Annotated in this window: 19 protein-coding genes and 1 pseudogene; 9 read left to right on the top strand and 11 right to left on the bottom strand. The window is 60.0% G+C overall.

Features of this window, described 5'->3' with window-relative positions:
- Nucleotides 1-36: 36 nt before the first annotated feature.
- The 3 genes from HYT87_02150 to HYT87_02140 all read right to left on the bottom strand — a co-directional run bounded on the left by HYT87_02150 (nucleotide 37) and on the right by HYT87_02140 (nucleotide 1675).
- Entirely contained in the window at nucleotides 37-396 is a 360-nt protein-coding gene (locus HYT87_02150; protein ID MBI2058551.1) for an RNA-binding protein, read from the bottom strand.
- A gap of 587 nt (nucleotides 397-983) precedes the next feature.
- Nucleotides 984-1430, bottom strand: a complete 447-nt coding sequence (locus HYT87_02145; protein MBI2058550.1) for a type II toxin-antitoxin system VapC family toxin — start codon at nucleotides 1428-1430, stop codon at nucleotides 984-986.
- Between the two features lie 11 nt (nucleotides 1431-1441).
- A complete protein-coding gene (locus tag HYT87_02140; GenBank protein MBI2058549.1) occupies nucleotides 1442-1675 on the bottom strand; it encodes a hypothetical protein in 234 nt (77 codons plus the stop codon).
- 545 nt (nucleotides 1676-2220) lie between these two features.
- Here HYT87_02140 and HYT87_02135 point away from each other — a divergent pair.
- Nucleotides 2221-2520, top strand: coding sequence for a hypothetical protein (locus HYT87_02135; GenBank protein MBI2058548.1), 300 nt, complete (start codon nucleotides 2221-2223; stop codon nucleotides 2518-2520).
- A gap of 124 nt (nucleotides 2521-2644) precedes the next feature.
- Here HYT87_02135 and HYT87_02130 read toward each other — a convergent pair whose 3' ends face one another.
- Nucleotides 2645-3121 (bottom strand): acyl-CoA thioesterase, encoded by a 477-nt coding sequence (locus tag HYT87_02130; protein ID MBI2058547.1) that lies wholly within the window; start codon nucleotides 3119-3121, stop codon nucleotides 2645-2647.
- 172 nt (nucleotides 3122-3293) lie between these two features.
- On the opposite strand from HYT87_02130, the gene thiI reads away from it, so the two are divergent.
- From thiI to HYT87_02105, 5 genes and pseudogenes are all read left to right on the top strand, one after another.
- A complete protein-coding gene (gene thiI / locus HYT87_02125) occupies nucleotides 3294-4511 on the top strand; it encodes a tRNA 4-thiouridine(8) synthase ThiI (GenBank protein ID MBI2058546.1) in 1218 nt (405 codons plus the stop codon).
- A 59-nt stretch (nucleotides 4512-4570) separates the two neighbouring features.
- Entirely contained in the window at nucleotides 4571-8212 is a 3642-nt protein-coding gene (gene metH, locus HYT87_02120; protein ID MBI2058545.1) for a methionine synthase, read from the top strand.
- Nucleotides 8213-8356: 144 nt separating this feature from the next.
- Entirely contained in the window at nucleotides 8357-8629 is a 273-nt protein-coding gene (locus tag HYT87_02115) for a hypothetical protein (GenBank protein MBI2058544.1), read from the top strand.
- Nucleotides 8626-8877 carry a hypothetical protein gene (locus HYT87_02110; GenBank protein ID MBI2058543.1) on the top strand — a complete coding sequence of 84 codons (252 nt, stop codon included), beginning with the start codon at nucleotides 8626-8628 and terminating at the stop codon, nucleotides 8875-8877. Before HYT87_02115 ends, HYT87_02110 begins: the two co-directional genes overlap by 4 nt.
- 118 nt (nucleotides 8878-8995) lie before the next feature.
- Nucleotides 8996-9496 (top strand): annotated as a pseudogene (locus tag HYT87_02105) (hypothetical protein).
- 206 nt (nucleotides 9497-9702) lie between these two features.
- Here HYT87_02105 and HYT87_02100 read toward each other — a convergent pair.
- Nucleotides 9703-10629, bottom strand: coding sequence for a diguanylate cyclase (locus HYT87_02100; GenBank protein ID MBI2058542.1), 927 nt, complete (start codon nucleotides 10627-10629; stop codon nucleotides 9703-9705).
- A 186-nt stretch (nucleotides 10630-10815) separates the two neighbouring features.
- On the opposite strand from HYT87_02100, the gene HYT87_02095 reads away from it, so the two are divergent.
- A protein-coding gene (locus HYT87_02095) for an IS3 family transposase (protein ID MBI2058541.1) occupies nucleotides 10816-11987 on the top strand; the annotation gives its coding sequence in 2 pieces (ribosomal slippage) (nucleotides 10816-11083 and nucleotides 11083-11987; 1173 coding nt in all).
- An 18-nt stretch (nucleotides 11988-12005) separates the two neighbouring features.
- On the opposite strand, the gene HYT87_02090 is transcribed toward HYT87_02095, so the two are convergent.
- The 3 genes from HYT87_02090 to HYT87_02080 all read right to left on the bottom strand — a co-directional run bounded on the left by HYT87_02090 (nucleotide 12006) and on the right by HYT87_02080 (nucleotide 13684).
- Nucleotides 12006-12275: a YgiT-type zinc finger protein gene (locus tag HYT87_02090; protein ID MBI2058540.1), complete on the bottom strand. Its 270-nt coding sequence runs from the start codon at nucleotides 12273-12275 to the stop codon at nucleotides 12006-12008.
- 4 nt (nucleotides 12276-12279) lie between these two features.
- On the bottom strand, nucleotides 12280-12591 hold the full coding sequence (locus HYT87_02085; protein ID MBI2058539.1) for a hypothetical protein: 312 nt from the start codon (nucleotides 12589-12591) through the stop codon (nucleotides 12280-12282).
- A 100-nt stretch (nucleotides 12592-12691) separates the two neighbouring features.
- On the bottom strand, nucleotides 12692-13684 hold the full coding sequence (locus HYT87_02080; GenBank protein MBI2058538.1) for a DUF2804 domain-containing protein: 993 nt from the start codon (nucleotides 13682-13684) through the stop codon (nucleotides 12692-12694).
- Between the two features lie 68 nt (nucleotides 13685-13752).
- Between HYT87_02080 and HYT87_02075 the strand changes: the two genes are divergently transcribed.
- Complete coding sequence (locus tag HYT87_02075; GenBank protein MBI2058537.1) at nucleotides 13753-14388, top strand: SDR family oxidoreductase; 636 nt, start codon at nucleotides 13753-13755, stop codon at nucleotides 14386-14388.
- Between the two features lie 169 nt (nucleotides 14389-14557).
- Here HYT87_02075 and HYT87_02070 read toward each other — a convergent pair whose 3' ends face one another.
- Entirely contained in the window at nucleotides 14558-15280 is a 723-nt protein-coding gene (locus tag HYT87_02070; GenBank protein ID MBI2058536.1) for an enoyl-CoA hydratase/isomerase family protein, read from the bottom strand.
- 17 nt (nucleotides 15281-15297) lie between these two features.
- Nucleotides 15298-16212, bottom strand: a complete 915-nt coding sequence (locus HYT87_02065; GenBank protein ID MBI2058535.1) for an alpha/beta fold hydrolase — start codon at nucleotides 16210-16212, stop codon at nucleotides 15298-15300.
- 142 nt (nucleotides 16213-16354) lie between these two features.
- Here HYT87_02065 and HYT87_02060 point away from each other — a divergent pair, with 142 nt between their 5' ends.
- Nucleotides 16355-17497, top strand: coding sequence for an acyl-CoA dehydrogenase family protein (locus HYT87_02060; GenBank protein MBI2058534.1), 1143 nt, complete (start codon nucleotides 16355-16357; stop codon nucleotides 17495-17497).
- A 10-nt stretch (nucleotides 17498-17507) separates the two neighbouring features.
- Here HYT87_02060 and flgM read toward each other — a convergent pair whose 3' ends face one another.
- On the bottom strand, nucleotides 17508-17828 hold the full coding sequence (gene flgM / locus HYT87_02055) for a flagellar biosynthesis anti-sigma factor FlgM (protein ID MBI2058533.1): 321 nt from the start codon (nucleotides 17826-17828) through the stop codon (nucleotides 17508-17510).
- Nucleotides 17829-17888: the final 60 nt, after the last annotated feature.

The following is a 17888-nucleotide window of genomic DNA, read 5'->3' as shown; positions in this document are numbered from 1 at the left end:
TGCCGATCCCGAACGGATCGTGACCGGCAGGGGGAGTTATCTGCGGTTTCCCCTGTCTCCGCCCCCGCCGCCGTAGCCGCCTCGGCCGCCGCCAAAACCGCCTCGGCCGCCGCCACCTCCGCCGCCGCCGCGACCATCGCGGTCACGGGTTTCGGGCCGGGCTTCGCTGACCTTCAGCTCGCGCTGCTTCAGCGTATAGCCGTTGAACTGGGTGACGGCCTTGGACGCTTCTTCGTCGTTACCCATTTCCACGAATCCGAAGCCCCTGGACTTGCCTGTGAATCGATCACTGATGATCTTCACGGAGGAAACACTGCCGGCCTGGCTGAAGAGGCTGTTCAATTCATCCTCACTCACGTCATAGGGCAGGTTTCCGATGTACAGCTTGTTTCCCATCTTTTCTACCTCCTTAAGTTAAAGGCTTGTTGCGCCGGCTCTCGATAGGGTAGGGCCGGCATAGAAATATCCCTGCAGGTTGGCTTTGCGGATCCCGAAACACGAAGGGAGTGAGATGAGTCGCTCTCCTGGTGGGAACTCAAAGACCCTTATAGGGTTTCCACTGAATGACTGATTTCCATACTCAACTGAATCGAAGTGTCCAGATTACCAGAACCCGGTTTCCAATGCAAGCCCTCGGCGGATCGAGCCAAGGACTGCGCGAGGGAGTGTTTCTCATGCCCTTGGGTCTCAAGGAAACGAATGCAGGAGAGGGATAAATCCTTACGGAACGATCTTGGTGCCGGACGAAGGACCCTTCAGCGAGTCGGCCCGGGCAAGTGAATCGGGGTGGTGGATCATGTCATTGAGGAACAGGGGATCGAGGACTTTTCCATTTCGAAGGATGAGTTGGCCGGCTTTCGCGGAGGCGTGGAGGGTGTCGCCGACCGAAACGTGGGAGACGACCGTAGACCGTGCACCTTATTCGCACTCAGGGGGCGGCGCACCCACCCGCTCTTGAGAAATCCGTTATTGCGTCGCCTGACCTATTTAATCCGGGTCAGCCACGATACCTGATCGAAATCCTGGTCGAGGCTGACGATTGAAAGCACTTGGTGCGTCTGGGCCCAAATCGCGATCCACGCGTCCACGAAATTGAGGACGCCTTCATGCCTGACCATGGTAACAATGTCGTCGTAGCGCCGTTCACACTCGGCCATCGTACGCACAATCGTACCCGTGGGAACCTGCGTTTCAAGGCCGTTGAGTTGCCGATCCATCGCCACGGCCAGGTCCTGTTTGGGCCGACCTTGAAGCTTCTTCTCCGTCTTGCGCTGGAGAACTCCTATCGCTTCCATCATCACCACGTCCAAGTAGAGGAGGGTGGCATCTTGGGGCAAGGCGCTCATGACCCGCCTGGCTTCGGGATGTTGCCTGTCGTCCCTGACGAGAAGCCCGACCAGGATGTTGGTATCGAGAATAGCGTCCGCCATGAGACGGTTTGCTACGGGTTTTCTTCGTAGTTGAGCGTGTCCTGTACCGCATCGCCGCCCAACTCAAAGAGACCCGACAAACGCTTTAAGGTCTCTACCGGCGAGAGACCCGGAAAGCGTTGCTGCGGTCCCTTCACCAGGTAGAGCTTGCGCAATTCCTCGGCCCGCCGTCGGGTGACTTTCTTTTCCTTCGGGAACCGGAACTTGAATTGCTCGACTTCGTTGACCTCGCGTACAGCCGCCATCGTTATTGATCTCGATAATGATTATATTCCGGGAGGCAGAACTCGCAAGCATCCACGATCGCGGGAGGGTATTGCACCTCAAAACTGCCTTCTCCGGGTCGTGTGTACGTGATGGGGAACGAACGGGGTTCGCTCCACAGCATCTGCGAAAAATCCGGCTGCCCGGAAAAGAAAAACGGGTCCTTCGCGTATTGCAATCGGCAACGTTGGTCAAGCGTCCAGACGCGGTGAAATTGTAGGATGGGTGCTTGGTCACGGTCCCTCAGGAGCGCCGGCATGTCGGCCAAGAAATAATCATAGGGGATGAGGTAGGGCACTTGGAGAAGTCCGCCTGCGGCTGTTGATCGGTGTAGCTTCGTCAGAACCTTCGCTACAGGCTTCTCCCGGATCACTCTCGTAACGACCTGCGCGAAAATCATTCCGAGTCAGAGTACCACAAAACAAAATGATTCACGCAGAGAGGACGGCGCGTGTCAAGCGATGGCATGTACCCCTACAGACTTCACAATCGCATACCTATCTGTTACACAGGATATGAAGACATCATGGCGAGGGCACCGGAACGGATACGAGGGGGAGATGACTCGATGAGAGAGGATGAAGTCGTTGGGAAAAATCTTGATCTCTTGCGCGAGTTCCTCTTGTTCGCCTTTGCCCATCCTGAAGTGCTCGACAAGATCCCACCCGCTGCCGACCTGGTTTTCCTGCCGGAGGACGACAAGCTCCTCTACGAAATCAACCAACGCATCCTGAGAGAACGCCGCAAGCAGGGGAAAGTCGCCGTCGTGAGGGTCCGTGGGGGAGCCAAGCCCAAGCCGGTTTTCACTTTCGTCAGAGCCGCCTGAACTTAGCGTCGGAGGCTCCGTGGTCATCTTTGATGCCCTTCATCCCTTATGAGCAAGACATTCGACCAAGTATATTCGGTGACAGTATACTCTATTACGACCAATTAGAGTATACTGTCACCGGTTATTTAGAGAGGGCGGCGGGTGTCAACTGGGGATGATGGATCATGTCGGTGAGGAACGAGGGGTCGATGACTTTGCCGTTCTGGAGGATGAGTTGGCCGGCGTTGGCGGAGGCGTGGAGGGTGGCGCCGACGTAGAAGTTGTGGCGCACGTAGACCAGTTTTCCTTCGATCGATTCGGTGAAGGACTCGATGGTGAAACGCTGCCGCGGGCGGAGTTCGCGGCGGTAGGAGATATCGACGCGGCCCACGACGGGCCTCGCTTTCACTTCGCGAAGCCGGTGAAAAAGTCCGGAGCGGAAGAAGTGGTCGAAGCGCGCCTCGTCCAGGTAGAAAAGGTAGACTGCGTTGTTCATGTGGCCGTTGATGTCGCAGTCCCGATAGCGAACCTTCGCTGAGTACCGGGTGACCGCCGACCGGTTCGGCCGGAACCGATAGACCAGGTAAACCCAGAGGAGTCTGAAGTGATATCGGAGCATCGCGACCGGGGAGGGTAGCACAGCGGGATGGGTTTGGCATGTCCCGTCGCTTGGGTTTGGACGGGGGGGGGGCCAATCGGGGTCTGGATTCCCGCTTTCGCGGGAATGACGCAATTACCGTGGTGGGCGCCACCGCCTTGCCATTTCGGGCCGGGCGGGTGAGGATCACAGCATGCAGATTCTGCTTCTGAAGATGGGCGAACTTGTGCTCAAGGGTGACAACCGGCCCTTTTTCGAGAAAAGGCTGATGGGAAACGTGAAGGAAGCGCTCCGGCCGCTCGGGGATTGGGATTTCGAAAAGGGTGATCGCCGCCTCTACGTCTCACCCCTTGATGGCCGCGTTGACCATCTCGGCGGCGCGGCCAACCGTGCGCGGAAAGTCTTCGGCCTGATGAGCGCCGTGGGATCGCATCGGACGGGCAAAGCGTGGGCGGAGATGGTTCCTGCGTCCGAGCAGATCATCGACGATGCTCTGAAGGGCCGGCCGGAAGATCGGGTGACGTTCAAGATCGAGGCGCGTCGGGTGGACAAGACCTTTCCCATGCGTTCCCTGGAAATGAATCGACTGTTGGGGGAGCATTTGCTGAAGACATTCGAGAGGCTTCGTGTTGATGTCCACGATCCGGCGATCTGTCTGAAGGTGGAAGTGAGGTACAAGGGCGCCGTGGTCTACGTGGACGACCCCAATGGTGCCGGTGGATTGCCGGTCGGAACCAGTGGCCGAGCGCTGGCGTTGATTTCGGGCGGGATCGACAGTCCGGTGGCGATCTGGTACGGCCTCAAGCGGGGTCTTGAAATCGACGCGATCCATTTCGACACGCCGGGGTTCACGAATCCTCAGGCGGTGGAGAAGGTGAAGGATCTTTGCCGAATCCTCTCCGAATGGGGCGGTCCCCGCAGGCTCCACATCATCAATTTCACACCGCTCCAGCAACTCATCTGGGCTTCTGCGCCGCCGGCAATGCGGATCACCCTCATGCGCCGGATGTTCGTCCGGATTGCGGAGAAGGTCTGCGGTGAGATCCACGGGAAAGCACTTGTCACGGGCGAGAGTCTCGGGCAGGTGGCGAGTCAAACACTGGATTCGATCGGCGTCATTCAATCGGCGGTGAGTGTCCCCATCCTCCGACCGCTCATCGGATTCGACAAATCGGAAATCATCGAGCGGGCGAGGAAGATTGGCACATACGAGACGTCCATCCTTCCCTACGAAGACTGCTGCGCGCTGTTCGTGGCCAAACACCCCGAAACGCGGCCCGTTCAGGTTGAGGCGGAGAGGGTGGAATCGGCCCTGCCGTTCGCGGACCCGGTGGAGCGGGCGTTTGCGGAGAGGACGGTCGTCGACGTGAGATCCGGCGGGGTGCTGGAGCAGGCGGAGTCGGCGGCGTGATCGGGCGGGACGGGGAAACGGTGGAGAATCTTCTCCGGGGGATTCTTTCGAAGCGGATCATGATCATCGACGGCGCGATGGGAACGATGATCCAGACGCACAAGCTGACGGAGGCGCAGTACCGGGGGGCGCGATTCGCCAATCACGGCCGGGATCTGAAGGGAAACAACGATCTTCTATCGCTCACGCAGCCGTCCATCATCGGCGGGATTCACCGGCTCTACCTCGAAGCCGGGGCGGACATCCTCGAAACGAATACGTTCAACTCGAATGCCGTTTCGCTCGCGGACTACGGCATGGAGGCTCTTGCGCACGAGCTGAACGTGGCGGCGGCGAAACTCGCAAGGGCGGAGGCCGACGCGTTCACCAAGGACGATCCGAATCGGCCGCGGTTCGTGGCCGGGGCGATCGGCCCGACCAACCGGACGGCCTCGATGTCGCCGAACGTAAACGATCCGGGGTTCAGAGCCGTGACGTTCGCCCGGCTCGTGGAAGCCTATGCAATGCAGATTCGCGGTTTGATGGAGGGGGGGGTCGATCTTCTCTTGATTGAGACGGTGTTCGACACCCTCAACTGCAAGGCGGCGATTTTTGCGGCCCACCAAGTGTTCGACGAGAGAGGGGAGCGCCGGCCGCTGATGGTGTCCGGGACCATCGTCGACAAAAGTGGGCGCACGCTTTCGGGTCAGACCGCCGAGGCCTTCTGGATCTCCATTTCGCATGGCGAACTCTGCTCCGTGGGCCTGAACTGCGCGCTGGGGGCGAAAGAAATGAGGCCACACCTTGGGGATTTGTCGCGATTGGCCGGCGTGTATTTGACCGCGTATCCGAACGCCGGGCTTCCGAACGAGCTGGGAGGGTACGATCAGACGCCGGAGCAGATGGCGTCCATCCTGGCCGAATTCGCCGAGAGCGGGCTGATCAACATGGTGGGCGGCTGCTGTGGAACCACGCCGGCGCACATCCGTGCCATCGCGGAGGCGGTCAAGGGAAAGAAACCGCGCGCGATTCCATCCATCCCGCGGACGCTTCGGCTAAGCGGATTTGAACCGCTCGTTATGCGGTCGGACTCGAACTTCGTGAACATCGGGGAGAGAACAAACATCACGGGATCGCCGAAGTTCTCGAAGCTCATTCTTGCCGGAAGCTTCGAAGAGGCGCTCTCGGTGGCGCGGGACCAGGTCGACAGCGGCGCCCAGGTCATCGACGTGAACATGGATGAAGCGATGCTCGATTCGCAGGCCGCGATGGTGCGCTTCCTCAACCTCGTCGCCTCGGAGCCGGACATCGCGCGTGTCCCCATCATGGTCGATTCATCCAAGTGGTCGGTCATCGAAGCCGGTCTCCAGTGCCTTCAGGGAAAAGGGGTCGTGAATTCGATCAGCCTCAAAGAGGGAGAGGAGGCGTTCAAGGCCCGGGCGAAAACCGTGCGCCGGTACGGGGCGGCCGTGGTGGTCATGGCGTTCGACGAAAAGGGGCAAGCCGACACGCTGGAGCGAAAGATCGGAATCTGCCGCCGGGCCTACCGCATCCTCACGGAGGAGATCGGGTTTCCGGCGGAGGACATCATTTTCGATCCGAATATCCTGACCGTTGCCACGGGCATCGAGGAACACAACGGATACGCCATGGCGTTCATCGAAGCGACACGCTGGATCAAGGCGAATCTCCCTCATGCCCGCGTGAGCGGAGGCATCAGCAACCTTTCGTTTTCCTTCCGCGGAAACCACGCGGTGCGGGAGGCGATGCACACCGCTTTTCTCTACCACGCCGTTCGGGCTGGACTGGACATGGGGATCGTCAGCGCGGGACAGCTTGGGGTGTATGAGGAAATCCCCAAACCGCTCCTGGAGCTTGTGGAGGACGTCCTTTTCAACCGGCGTCCCGATGCGACCGAGCGGCTGGTGACGTTTGCCGAATCGTTGAGGAAGAAAGGGAAGGTCAAAGCAGGGGAGGCGGAGTGGCGATCAGGTTCGGTTGAGGAAAGATTGTCGCATGCGCTCGTGAAGGGCATCGTGGAGCACATCGAGCGCGACACGGAAGAAGCCCTCAAAAAATATGGTCGACCGCTCGCGGTGATCGAAGGTCCTCTCATGGCGGGGATGAGTGTGGTCGGCGATCTGTTCGGCTCCGGCAAGATGTTTCTGCCCCAAGTGGTCAAGAGCGCCCGGGTGATGAAGAAGGCGGTGGCCTACCTGACGCCTTTCCTGGAGAAGGAAAAGGCGGAGCAGGGAGCGGAGGCGCGAAACGCGGGGACGATCGTCATGGCCACGGTCAAGGGCGACGTTCACGACATCGGGAAGAACATCGTGGGCGTGGTGCTGGGGTGCAACAACTATCGGGTGGTGGATCTCGGCGTGATGGCGCCGTGCGAGAAGATTCTTCAGGCGGCGCGCGCGGAGAAAGCGGACCTGATCGGCCTCTCGGGGCTCATCACGCCTTCATTGGATGAGATGGTCCATGTGGCGCAGGAGATGCAGCGTGACGGTTGGAAGCTGCCGCTCCTTATCGGGGGAGCCACGACGTCGCGCGTTCACACAGCCGTCAAGATCGGACCGGCTTACGAGGCGCCCGTGATCCATGTGCTGGATGCGTCCCGAAGCGTGACCGTGGTCGGGAGTCTGCTTGGCTCGGACCGCGAGAAGTTCGTTTCAAAGATTCATGGTGAGTACGAGGAGGTTCGGCGTCTGTATCGGGAGAAAGAGACGCGGCCCCTGCTCACGTTGGGGGAGGCGCGGGCGAGACGCCTTGCGCTCACCTGGGGACGGAATGGAATCCCCAAGCCCGCCTTCGTGGGCCTCCGCGCCGTCGAACCTTCGATTTCGGAACTGCGGCGCTACATCGATTGGACGCCGTTCTTCCAGACCTGGGAGATGCAGGGGCGTTATCCGGCGATCCTGGAGGACCCGGCTGCGGGCGCCGAGGCGCGGAAACTGTTTGCCGACGCGCAGGCGCTTATGGATCGCATCGAATCCGGTCGGTGGCTCAGGGCGAAGGGTGTGGCCGGGATTTTCCACGCGAACAGCGTGGGGGACGACGTGGAAGTGTACCGGGAGGGCGACCGAAAATCTGTGAGCGCGGTGTTCCGCTTCCTCCGGCAGCAGACGGCGAAGGATGCGAGCCAGCCGCAATTCTCGCTCGCGGATTTCATAGCGCCGGCGACATCCGGCGTTCAGGATTTCCTCGGTTGTTTTGCGGTGACGGCGGGGATCGGGCTGGATGAGCTGGTCCGGCGATTTGAGAAGGAGCACGACGACTACCGGAGCATCATGGGCAAGGCGCTGGCAGACCGGCTTGCAGAAGCCTTCGCCGAATTCCTGCACGAGCGGGTGCGAAAAGAATTATGGGGCTACGCGAAGGAGGAACACCTTGCCGCCGAGTCGCTCATCCGTGAGGAGTATCACGGGATTCGTCCGGCTCCGGGGTACCCGGCGTGTCCCGATCACACGGAGAAGCGGACGTTGTTCGAAATCCTCGACGCTACCCGGAGCACCGGCATCGAACTCACGGAGAGCTTTGCGATGATGCCGGCGGCGTCGGTGAGCGGATTCTACTTTGCGCACCCGGAGTCGCGGTATTTCAATGTGGGCAAGGTCGGGCGCGACCAGATCGAAGACTACGCGCGGCGGAAGGGGATGCGGGTCGAGGAGATCGAGCGCTGGCTCTCACCGAATTTGGGGTACACTCCAGCCGGCAGGTAGGACATCTCTCGCCGCTCACGCCGAATTCCCCGTGGCCCTGGCGGCCGCCACAGTTCGAAGCGCGACAGGTTTCTGAAAGGGCTCGCCCCATCACTTCATGAGGATTCTCCTCGATTTCCACCGTTGTACGCCTACTATTGAGCCGTGCCACACGATGAGTGGAAGCTTTCGATCATTGCCGATGCTTCAGAGCCGGCTACCGGCGAATTCCATGTCCGCCTTTATCGACAACGGGGTTCATGGTACGATGAAATCCGATTCGACAGCCATGAGTTGAGGAAGGGACGGAAGATCTTCATGCCCCATGTTCATGTGAAGATGCAGACGGCGGTGATGGACTCGGTGGGAGCGGCTGCAAAGGCGAGAACCGTTGCGGGCGAAATTGCTCCACTGTTGGAAGGAATCTTGAAGCGATGAGACTGTTGACCGAGAACGCCGGCAAACAACGGATACTGGACACCGAGCGTCTGTCGCTTTCTGTGATTCAGAAGAAGATTGAGAAGTTCGAAAGAAAGCATGGTGACAAGCTGTCTACGTTTTCAAAGAGGCTGACCTGTGATTCATCCGATTTTTCAACCCTGGCCGACCTCATGGAGTGGGAAATGTTGGAAAAGGAATTGCGGCTGAGGAAGGTCACGGGCAGAAAGCGTCAAGTTGCCCGATAGGCGGTTCGTGGCCGTTGAGCACCTCCATGCTCACGTTCCAACACACCTTCATGGATGCGACTATGAATGACCCGGCCTCAGCAGCAGGAGTCTTTCCCCGCATGGAGAAGTCATAGTCATGAATCCAAGCCTCCGCAAGTTCACGCTTACGACGCATGTCGTCTCGTCGGTCGGATGGCTCGGCGCGGTCGCTGCCTACCTTTGTCTCGCCGTAGCCGGTCTGACCAGCGACGATGCCCAGCTTGGTCGTGCCGCCTACCTCTCGATGGAGTTGGTCGGCTGGATCGTTATCGTTCCCTTCAGTCTCGCCGCTCTGTTGGCCGGGCTCGTCGAGGCGCTGGGTACTCGGTGGGGCCTGTTCCGGCATTGGTGGATCTTGGTGAAGTTTCTGCTGACTGCTGGCGCCGCCTTGATCCTGCTGCAACATATGCAGGCAGTAAGCCGGATGGCAGGTATTGCGGCAGAGACGACATTTGCCACGACCGATGTTCGTGCGCTGCGAATTCAACTCGTGGTCCACGCTGCGGGTGGCTTGCTCGTATTGCTCGCAGCCGCGGCACTGTCGGTATACAAGCCATGGGGCATGACCCCGTACGGGCGACGCAAGTCACACGAGCGGCCTGCGGAGTTCGTGGCTGGCGGGCCCACCATTCCCGTTTCTGATGACGACTCGAGGGTTAGTCCAGGCCGGGAATCAGCCGTCAGGACTCCACGCTGGGCGTACGTGGTCGGCATCCACGCCGTTGGCTTGGCGCTGTTGTTGGTGATCCTGCACCTTACCGGCGGTGGCTTGCGGGGCCATTGAAAGTTGCACGAAGCAGCGCGTTAAGCGCTCAGCCGCCGCTCGGTGGAGACGCCGGGGATTTGTTTCGCGTGAGCGAGGGATTCAACGGCGGCGTTCCACAGTGCTGCCGCGTCCTCGGCGTGGGCGCCGAAGACGGCATATCCCATGGAAGCCGAAACTTTGATGGAGTGGCGCCCCAAAGGAATGTGGACGCGCGCGGTGGCCAGGGTTTGCCACAGGCGGATGAGAAACTGGGCGACCCCCGCCATGTTGGTTTCGGGCAGTAAGACTCCGAACTCGCCACCGCCCAACCGGGCTCCGATATCCGAAGCTCGGCACGTTTCGGCGATCGCGCTGCCGAGGGCCTCGATGTAGTGGTTCCCGATGATCCAACCGAAGCGGCTGTTGACCTTGACGAGTCCATCGGCATCCAAGAGAACGAGAGCCACAGGTTGCCGGTACCGTTTGGCAACGGCGACCTCCTGGTGGAACAGCCGTTCGAAGGAGGAGCGGGTGAAGAGACCGCTCGCCGGATCGAGGGCCGCCTCTGATCGGGCCTTATGGATCTCGGAACGCTGTCTCAGAACGATGGCAACCCGTGCGGCCACTTCGCTCGCGTCAAACGGCTTGGTGATGTAATCGGAAGCGCCGGCGTGGAGTCCTCTCAGACGGTAGTCGACGCCGGTGGAGGAGGAGAGCAGAATGACACTTGGAGTTGCTTCGGTTGCCCGGAGTCGCTCCAGGACCTCGAAGCCATCCGAATCCTTTAACAGGATTTCGAGAATAACCACGTCCGCGCCGTCGCGATCGACGGAACGCACGGCTTGGTCACCCTCCGTGGCCTCGGAAATATCGTAGCCCTGTTCCGTAAGGTGGATGGTGAGGACTCGGCGGCAATCTGGATCGTCGTCGACGATGAGGACTCTTGGACGGTCCTTCTCCACTCGGTTTCCCTCTGGGATCTCCATGCGAACCTCCCCTCTGGATCTCATTATATTGTGTTCCAATGGCCCGATAAGAAAATGGGGAATATCCCCCATGGAACGGTGATTGAAATCAGCGCTGATCAGTGACAAACCGCCGTTTGGTGACCTGCCCTCTTTAATTAGGTCCGAGTGGAATGTTAGGCTTGGGCCTGGAAAAGGAGGCGAAACATGGCCAAGAGGCGCAGACACCGAGCGGAAGAGATCATTGGCAAGCTGAGGCAGGCGGAGATTGAGCTGGCTCAGGGGGCGGGTCTTCCCGTCGTATGCCGCAAGATCGGGATCACCGAGCAGACCTACTACCGGTGGCGCAAGGAGTACGGCGGGATGACCGTCGTACAAGCCCGGCGGTTGAAGGAGCTTGAGGTGGAGAATACCCGGCTCAAGAAGCTGGTGGCGGACCTGAGCCTGGACAAGGCGATCCTGAAAGAGGCCGCCTCGGGAAACTTTTAAGCGCGGTACGTCGGAGGCAGTGTGTGGAGCATGTGCGACGGGAGATCGGGGTTTCAGAGCGCCGGGCCTGTCAGACCCTGGAGATCTCCCGGACCTGCTATCGCTACGCACCGCGCGTGAGCTTGGAGGAGACCCGGATGGAGCGAGAGGTGATTGAGCTGGCGGCCCAGTATGGCCGGTATGGGTACCGGCAGGTGACGGCGCTGATGCGGAACCGGGGCTTTGGGGTCAACCACAAGCGGGTGGAACGGATCTGGCGTCAGGAGGGGCTCCAGGTGCCCCGGAAGCAGCCCCGACGAGGCCGACTCTGGCTCAACGACGGGTCGTGCATCCGGCTGCGGCCGGCCCATCGGGACCACGTCTGGAGCTACGATTTCGTGCAGGATTACACCCATGACGGCCGGCCGCTTCGGATGCTGACCGTCCTGGACGAGTACACGCGGGAGTGTCTGGCGATCAAGGTGGAGCGCACGCTGGACAGCCAGGCTGTCCTGGAAGTTCTGGCAGGGCTCTTCCTCACGCGGGCCGTTCCCGAGCACATCCGAAGCGACAACGGTCCCGAATTCACGGCCCACGCCGTGCGGAACTGGCTGGCCCAGATCGGGGTCCAGACCCTGTTCATTGAACCCGGATCCCCTTGGGAGAACGGATACAACGAGAGCTTCAACGGGAAGCTCAGGAACGAACTCTTGAACGGCGAGATCTTCTACACGCTGAAGGAGGCTCAGGTCCTGATCGAACGATGGAGAATCCACTACAACACGATCCGGCCGCACAGTGCGCTCGGATACAAACCGCCGGCACCGGAAACGGTCGTCCCGGTGCCGTACGGAATCACAACTAGACCACCCGACGAGCAGCCCCTATACTCTCATCACGGGTGGCACTAAACAGGGGGGCTGGTCACTTCAGGCGGCTTGCGCCACGGACCGCCGCCGATTGGCCGTCCTCTTCGAGAGGGCGCGGCGCCCGGCCTGCCAGACCGGGTCCTTGGAGAGATAGTGGTCTCGTACCTGCATCGCCTCCGGATCAAACACTTCTTCCCGGCACTTCAGACACCGCAAGCGCCTCAATGCAGGAATTTTCACACGGTGATTCCTAGCGAGCCGAATGGTGTAGTCCGAAATCACGTACTTGACCTTTTTGCTCCCACAATTTGGACACTCGTCAAGAATCATGAGCCTATTCTAGCACCTTCGATGAGATGAAAAAATAGTAGGTCGCATTTTCCCCTGTCCCCCGGATGGTTCCCTTCGTGTAAATGAATGTGCCATCATCGGAAGGGGAGTGAATGACGTAGAGCATTTCGCGTTTCTTCTGCCGATCCGGGTTCCTTGAGCGGAGCACTTTCTGTATCCTGTCGGCATTCAGGATCGACTCGACCACGTTGAATGTCTCAAGTTTGTCCTGATCCATTTCGCCCTCTGCTTTTCGGGAGAACAAGTATCGCCCACGCCGGACAAGCTGCTTGATCCGGCCCAAAACGGAATCCATGACGCGGGTTTATCTCGCCCGCGAATACTTTTCAACCCGATGGGCGCGGTGCGGGCGCAGGACGTGCCCGTACCGCGATATCGGCGGCAGGGACGCCGCCCTACCAATGGGCGCGATGCTCTTCAGCCCAGCCTCTGAGTCCTTTGATCCGGATCGTCTGCTTGCCGTGGCGGACTGTTCCGTTGAACTCCCCGAAGACCTGGTGAAGACGGCTCCAGGCGAACCCGAGATGCGTTTTCTTGGTATTCAGATAGAGCGGCTGGAGTTGGAGATCGAGGGATCCGTCATCCCCCTGCATACGCCACGGGCGTTCCAGGTTTTCGACATCGTATTCGAAAGTCACGTTACCCAGCTTCACGATCTTGCCATCCACAAGAAAACAGTTCTCTGTTGCGGCTGAAAGATCGCCGAAGCCGCAGCCGAGGTTGAGCCGGATGGAGCGTCCATCGCCGAGGTAACCGCAGGCGGTCGCCCAGTTCCAGAACGTGATTCTTTCCCAGACGCCGCGCCCCCAGTCGAGTGTGGCCAAGGCCGCCTTCCCCAGATGAATCGACTTCCCTTTGAGGTGGATGGATCCCGTGACGCGAAGTCCGCTCGTCTTGTGATTGTAGTAATACCCCCTGTCTCCGATGGGCGTGTGCATGACGATGCTGTCGTGGCCGCGAGGCAGGGGATCGGCGTGAAGCTCCACATCGACTCCCGGCCATCGGCCTCGGATCTCCCGTCCGATCGGGCTGTGTTCAAACTGGACAAGGTGCCCCGGCAGATGGAGTCTGGACGTTCCCATCTCGCTCGATTTCGCCATGAGGCAACCGAAGCCCAGGGGAGAAGGGGCCATCCGCTCGACTACTTTCTGTTTCGATTTCAGATCCAGAACTTGGATGGCTCCAATCGCAAGGTATCCCAGGTGGGCGATCATGACGGTGATGAATTGGTCGCCATCGAAAATGCCCAGGTAGTCCCATTCCTTCAGCCTCAGGCGTTGGGCTTTCAGAGGGTTGAATTCTTTGAACGGCCGCCGGGACCAGCCTTTCTCAACGAGCCGGCCGTCGGGCCGTAGCAGGGGGCCTTTCGATCGGATTTCGTGCTGCATGGTGGGGATCTTATGACTCAGGGGAAGGTCTGCGCAACCCCATTCGATCAGGTATACTTGGCTTCATCATGACCGCGAAGCTCAAGATCATCGTCTTCGGTCCCACGGGAGGAACGGGACGGGCGGTCGTGGAACAGGCGTTGGAGTCCGGCCACAAGGTTACGGCGTTTTCGCGAAGTCCCTTCGTGCCCCGAGGCAAGAGCGACGGATTGACCGTTCTTCGAGGGGACGCGTTCGATGATGCGGCTGTGTCCAATGCTGTCAAGGGACACGATGCGGTCGTTTCCTCGCTGGGGACTCGCCCTTGGAAGCACTCCAACGTTTGCTCGGAGGGAACGAAATGGATCCTCCAGGCGATGAATAAGCAGGGCGTGAAACGGTTTGTGGTCGTCTCCGCGTTAGGAGTGGGCCCGACACGCGAGTCGCTCGCATGGTTCCTGAAGCCGTTCTATCAAACGGTTATTCGCCGGGCGCTTCGAGACAAGGAAACCATGGAGGCCGACATCAAGAGATCGGACAGGGATTGGGTGATCGTTCAGCCGCCGATCCTGACGAACGGGCGATCGATGGGAAATTATCGAGTTGCAACGGATGGTTCGATTCACCACGGGTTCATCTCCCGGGCTGATGTGGCGCATTTCATTCTTCGGGATTGCGTTCAAGGGTCACGCTACGTCCGCCAGTCGCCGGTCCTAGCGTACTAAGAGCCTCTAACAGAATGCCGATTCGTAGGGGAGCATCTTCAGATGCTCCCTCTTGGTTGCTCCCTCTTGTCGGGAGGGTCTGAAGACCCTCCCCTACGCATTCTGTTAGAGGCTCTGAACTCCTACCTCCCTCGACTCCTCCTTACAAAGGAGGGGGATCCCCGTTTGTTCAGCGATGCTGACGACTGAGCAGGTGCTCCTTGAAAACCTCGTCGTGTTCGACCCGGAACGACGTTTCGAATTCATCGTTCGACGCACCGGCCATGTAGCGTTTAGTCGTCGTCAGCGCCTGGTCCGGGGCTTCGAGGATCGAGCGGCCGATGGCGGTGGCGCGGTTCATCAGATCGGCGTCGGGCACGATTTCGCTGACGAGGCCGATCCTTCGGGCTTCCTTGGCGTCGATTCTCCGACCGGTCAGGCATAGATCGCGCGCCAGGCCGTTCCCGACGATCCAGCGGAGGGGCGAGAAGAGCGGAGGGGCGCCGAATTTGATTTCAGGATGGCCGAAGGCGGCCGACTCGGAGCAGAGGCGAAGGTCGCAGAGCGTGACGAGGTCGAAGCCGCCTCCAAACGCGGGACCGTTGATCGCCGCAAGGGTGGGCTTGGGGAAGAACCAGACGTCCCGATGATAGCGGGCGGATGATTCGAAGAGTTCCTGGTAGCACGAAGGCTCGTTGAATTCCTTGAGGTCGAATCCCGAGCAGAAGGTCGTGCCGTTTCCCGTGAACACGACCAGGCGGACGGTTTCGTTCGATTTCCATTGGTCCAGGCACGACGAGATCTCGCGCCGCACCTGGATCGAGAGGGCGTTGCGTTTCTCCGGCCGGTTCAACCGGATGAGGCCGATCCCCCCGTCGAGCATCTCGGTTTGGATCGTGGCGAAGGTGTCCATCGTGCAAAGGGACTTCCTTAGGGGTGCGATGAAAAGATTCCGTCCGTGAAGGTGAAGAGATCGGGCACGACCCGTGCGGGATCTTCCTCCTGGGGCACGTGTCCCAGTTCCGAATACACCTTGGATATGGCGTGCGGCATGTGGGATCTGAAGACATCCGCCCCGGACGGCGGGGTCCACGTGTCTTGATCTCCCCACATGAGGAAGACCGGTTGCTTAACCTGATCCATCCGGGCGGCGACTTCGCCGCGTTCGGTTCGCCCCATGAGATCGGCCAGCGTCCGATGCCACGCGAGGGCGGCGCCGGGAAACCGGGTGGGTTGGTAGTACAGGTCGATGAGATCCTTCGTAATGCGATCATCGTGTGCATACACCTCCTCCAGCGTATTCCGCATGAGCGGACGGGAAGGCAGGCGCAGCAGAAGGGGGCCGATCGTCGGCATTTGAATGACTTTGAAAATGGCCGGGAGCGAACCGGGTGGATGTCCGCCGCCGGCCGAATCGATCGCCACAATGGCCGCAATCCGGTCGGGCCGGCTCGCCGCCGTCCAGATGGAAACGGCGCCGCCCATAGAGTTTCCGACGAGGATGGTTTTGGGCGGGCAGGCGATCTCCAGGAACCGGGCGACGATACTGGAGAATGCGGGGAGGCCGTATTCGAAGTTCGCGGGCTTGTCCGAGTAGCCGAAGCCGGGGAGGTCGAGGGCATACGTGGTGTATCCCGGCGGGGTTCGGTCCTGAATTCCTTTCCACGTGAAGGCCCCCGCGCCGTATCCGTGAATCATGACCAGAGTCCGCTCCCCGGCGCCGGACTGGACGTAGTGAATCCGGACGCCGTCCACGTCCATGAACTGCTTTCCGGAAGTATCCGGCGTCTGGGTACAGGCAGGGAGCAGGGAAATGAGAAACAGTGCACGGACGATACGATTCATTGGACCGACGCATTCTGTGCAGAGATCGAGTGCGTGTGCAAGCGGAATGCCTCCGGGGATCTGACCGGCCGATTGGCCGGGTTGACACGGTTGAGCGGGGAGGTTACACGAATCCCTCATGTCACCCGAAGGAGGTTCGAGCATGTCGTACCAGAAGTACTTCACAGAGGAACATGAAGTCTTGCGCCAGACGGTCAAGAAGTTTGTGGAGAAGGAGATCACCCCGCACGTGGATCAGTGGGAGGAAGAGGCCGGATTTCCCCGCGAGGTATACCGAAAGGCGGGAGAGCTTGGGCTTCTGGGGGTGGGATTCCCCGAAGAATACGGGGGCCATCCGATGGATATTTTCGGCGTGTTCGTGGTTGCCGAAGAGCTGATTCGATGCGGGGCGATGGGAATTCAGGTCGGACTCGGCACCCACGGGATCGGGCTGCCCCCGATCGTGCGGCTTGGAACGGAAGAGCAGAAAAGGAAATGGGTTCCGCCCGTGCTGAGGGGAGAGAGGATCGCGGCACTCGCTGTAACGGAGCCGAATGCAGGGAGCGATGTGGCGAGCATTCAGACCAAGGCGGTTCGCGATGGGGATTTCTATGTGGTGAATGGGGCAAAGACGTTCATCAGCAGCGGCGTGCGGGCGGATATTGTGACGACGGCGGTGCGGACGGGTGGACCGGGGTATCCGGGAATCAGTCTGCTTGTCGTCGAGAAGGGAACTCCGGGGTTTCGCGTATCCAAGAGCATCAAGAAAATGGGTTGGTGGTCGTCCGATACGGCCGAACTGGCTTTCGAGGACTGCCGGGTTCCCGTCAAGAATTTGCTGGGCGAGGAGAATCAGGGCTTCTACGGCATCATGGTCAATTTTCAGGGGGAGCGGCTCGGCATTTCCATCGCCGCCGTGGCCGCGGCGCAGCTCGCCTACGATCTGACCTTGAGTTACGTGCGGGAGCGCAAGGCGTTTGGGAAGCCACTCACAGGTTTTCAGGTGACGCGGCACAAACTGGCGGACATGGCCACGGCGGTGAATGTCGCGCGCGAATTCACCTACCGGATCGCCGCGCGGTACGAAGCGGGAGAGGAAGTGGTGGCGGAAGTCTCGATGGCGAAGAACTTCACCTGCCAAGTAGCGGACAAGGTCTGCTACGACGCCGTGCAGTTACACGGAGGGTATGGCTACAGTCGGGAGTTCGTGGTGGAGCGGCTTTATCGGGACACGAGGATTCTGCCCATTGGCGGCGGCACTCAGGAGATCATGAAAGAGGTGATCGCGAAGCGGCTGGGGTTCTGAACCCGCGTAACTAGCGCCCGGTGACCTTGGAGGCGAGGTCGGGCGCCACGAGATCCTTCAGCGTGTCTCGAACCAACTTGTCGGCGACTTCCTTGCTGTCGACTTCGTAATTTCCCTTGTCAATCTGCCGGCGGACTTCCTGTACCCGGTCGGTGCGGACTTCCGGGATGGAATTGGTTTTCTGCGTGTAGTCCGGGGTCGTTCGAGTTACGCGGTCGCCTGAATCGCTGCCGCCGGAGGGCGGGGTGCTGGGAGGTTTCCGGCCTCCTCCACTCGGGGGAACTGGGGGAGGCGGGGGGGCCTGACCTATCCTACTGATATCATTTGCCATTTCAAATCTCCTTTATTTCGTAACCACCAAACTTCAAGCCACATTAGAGTAGTTCGGCAA

Source organism: Nitrospirota bacterium (assembly GCA_016180645.1).
GTDB lineage: Bacteria > JACPQY01 > JACPQY01 > JACPQY01 > JACPQY01 > JACPAV01.
Note: the sequence above shows the minus strand (reverse complement) of the source record. Positions and strands in the feature narration are given on the sequence as shown.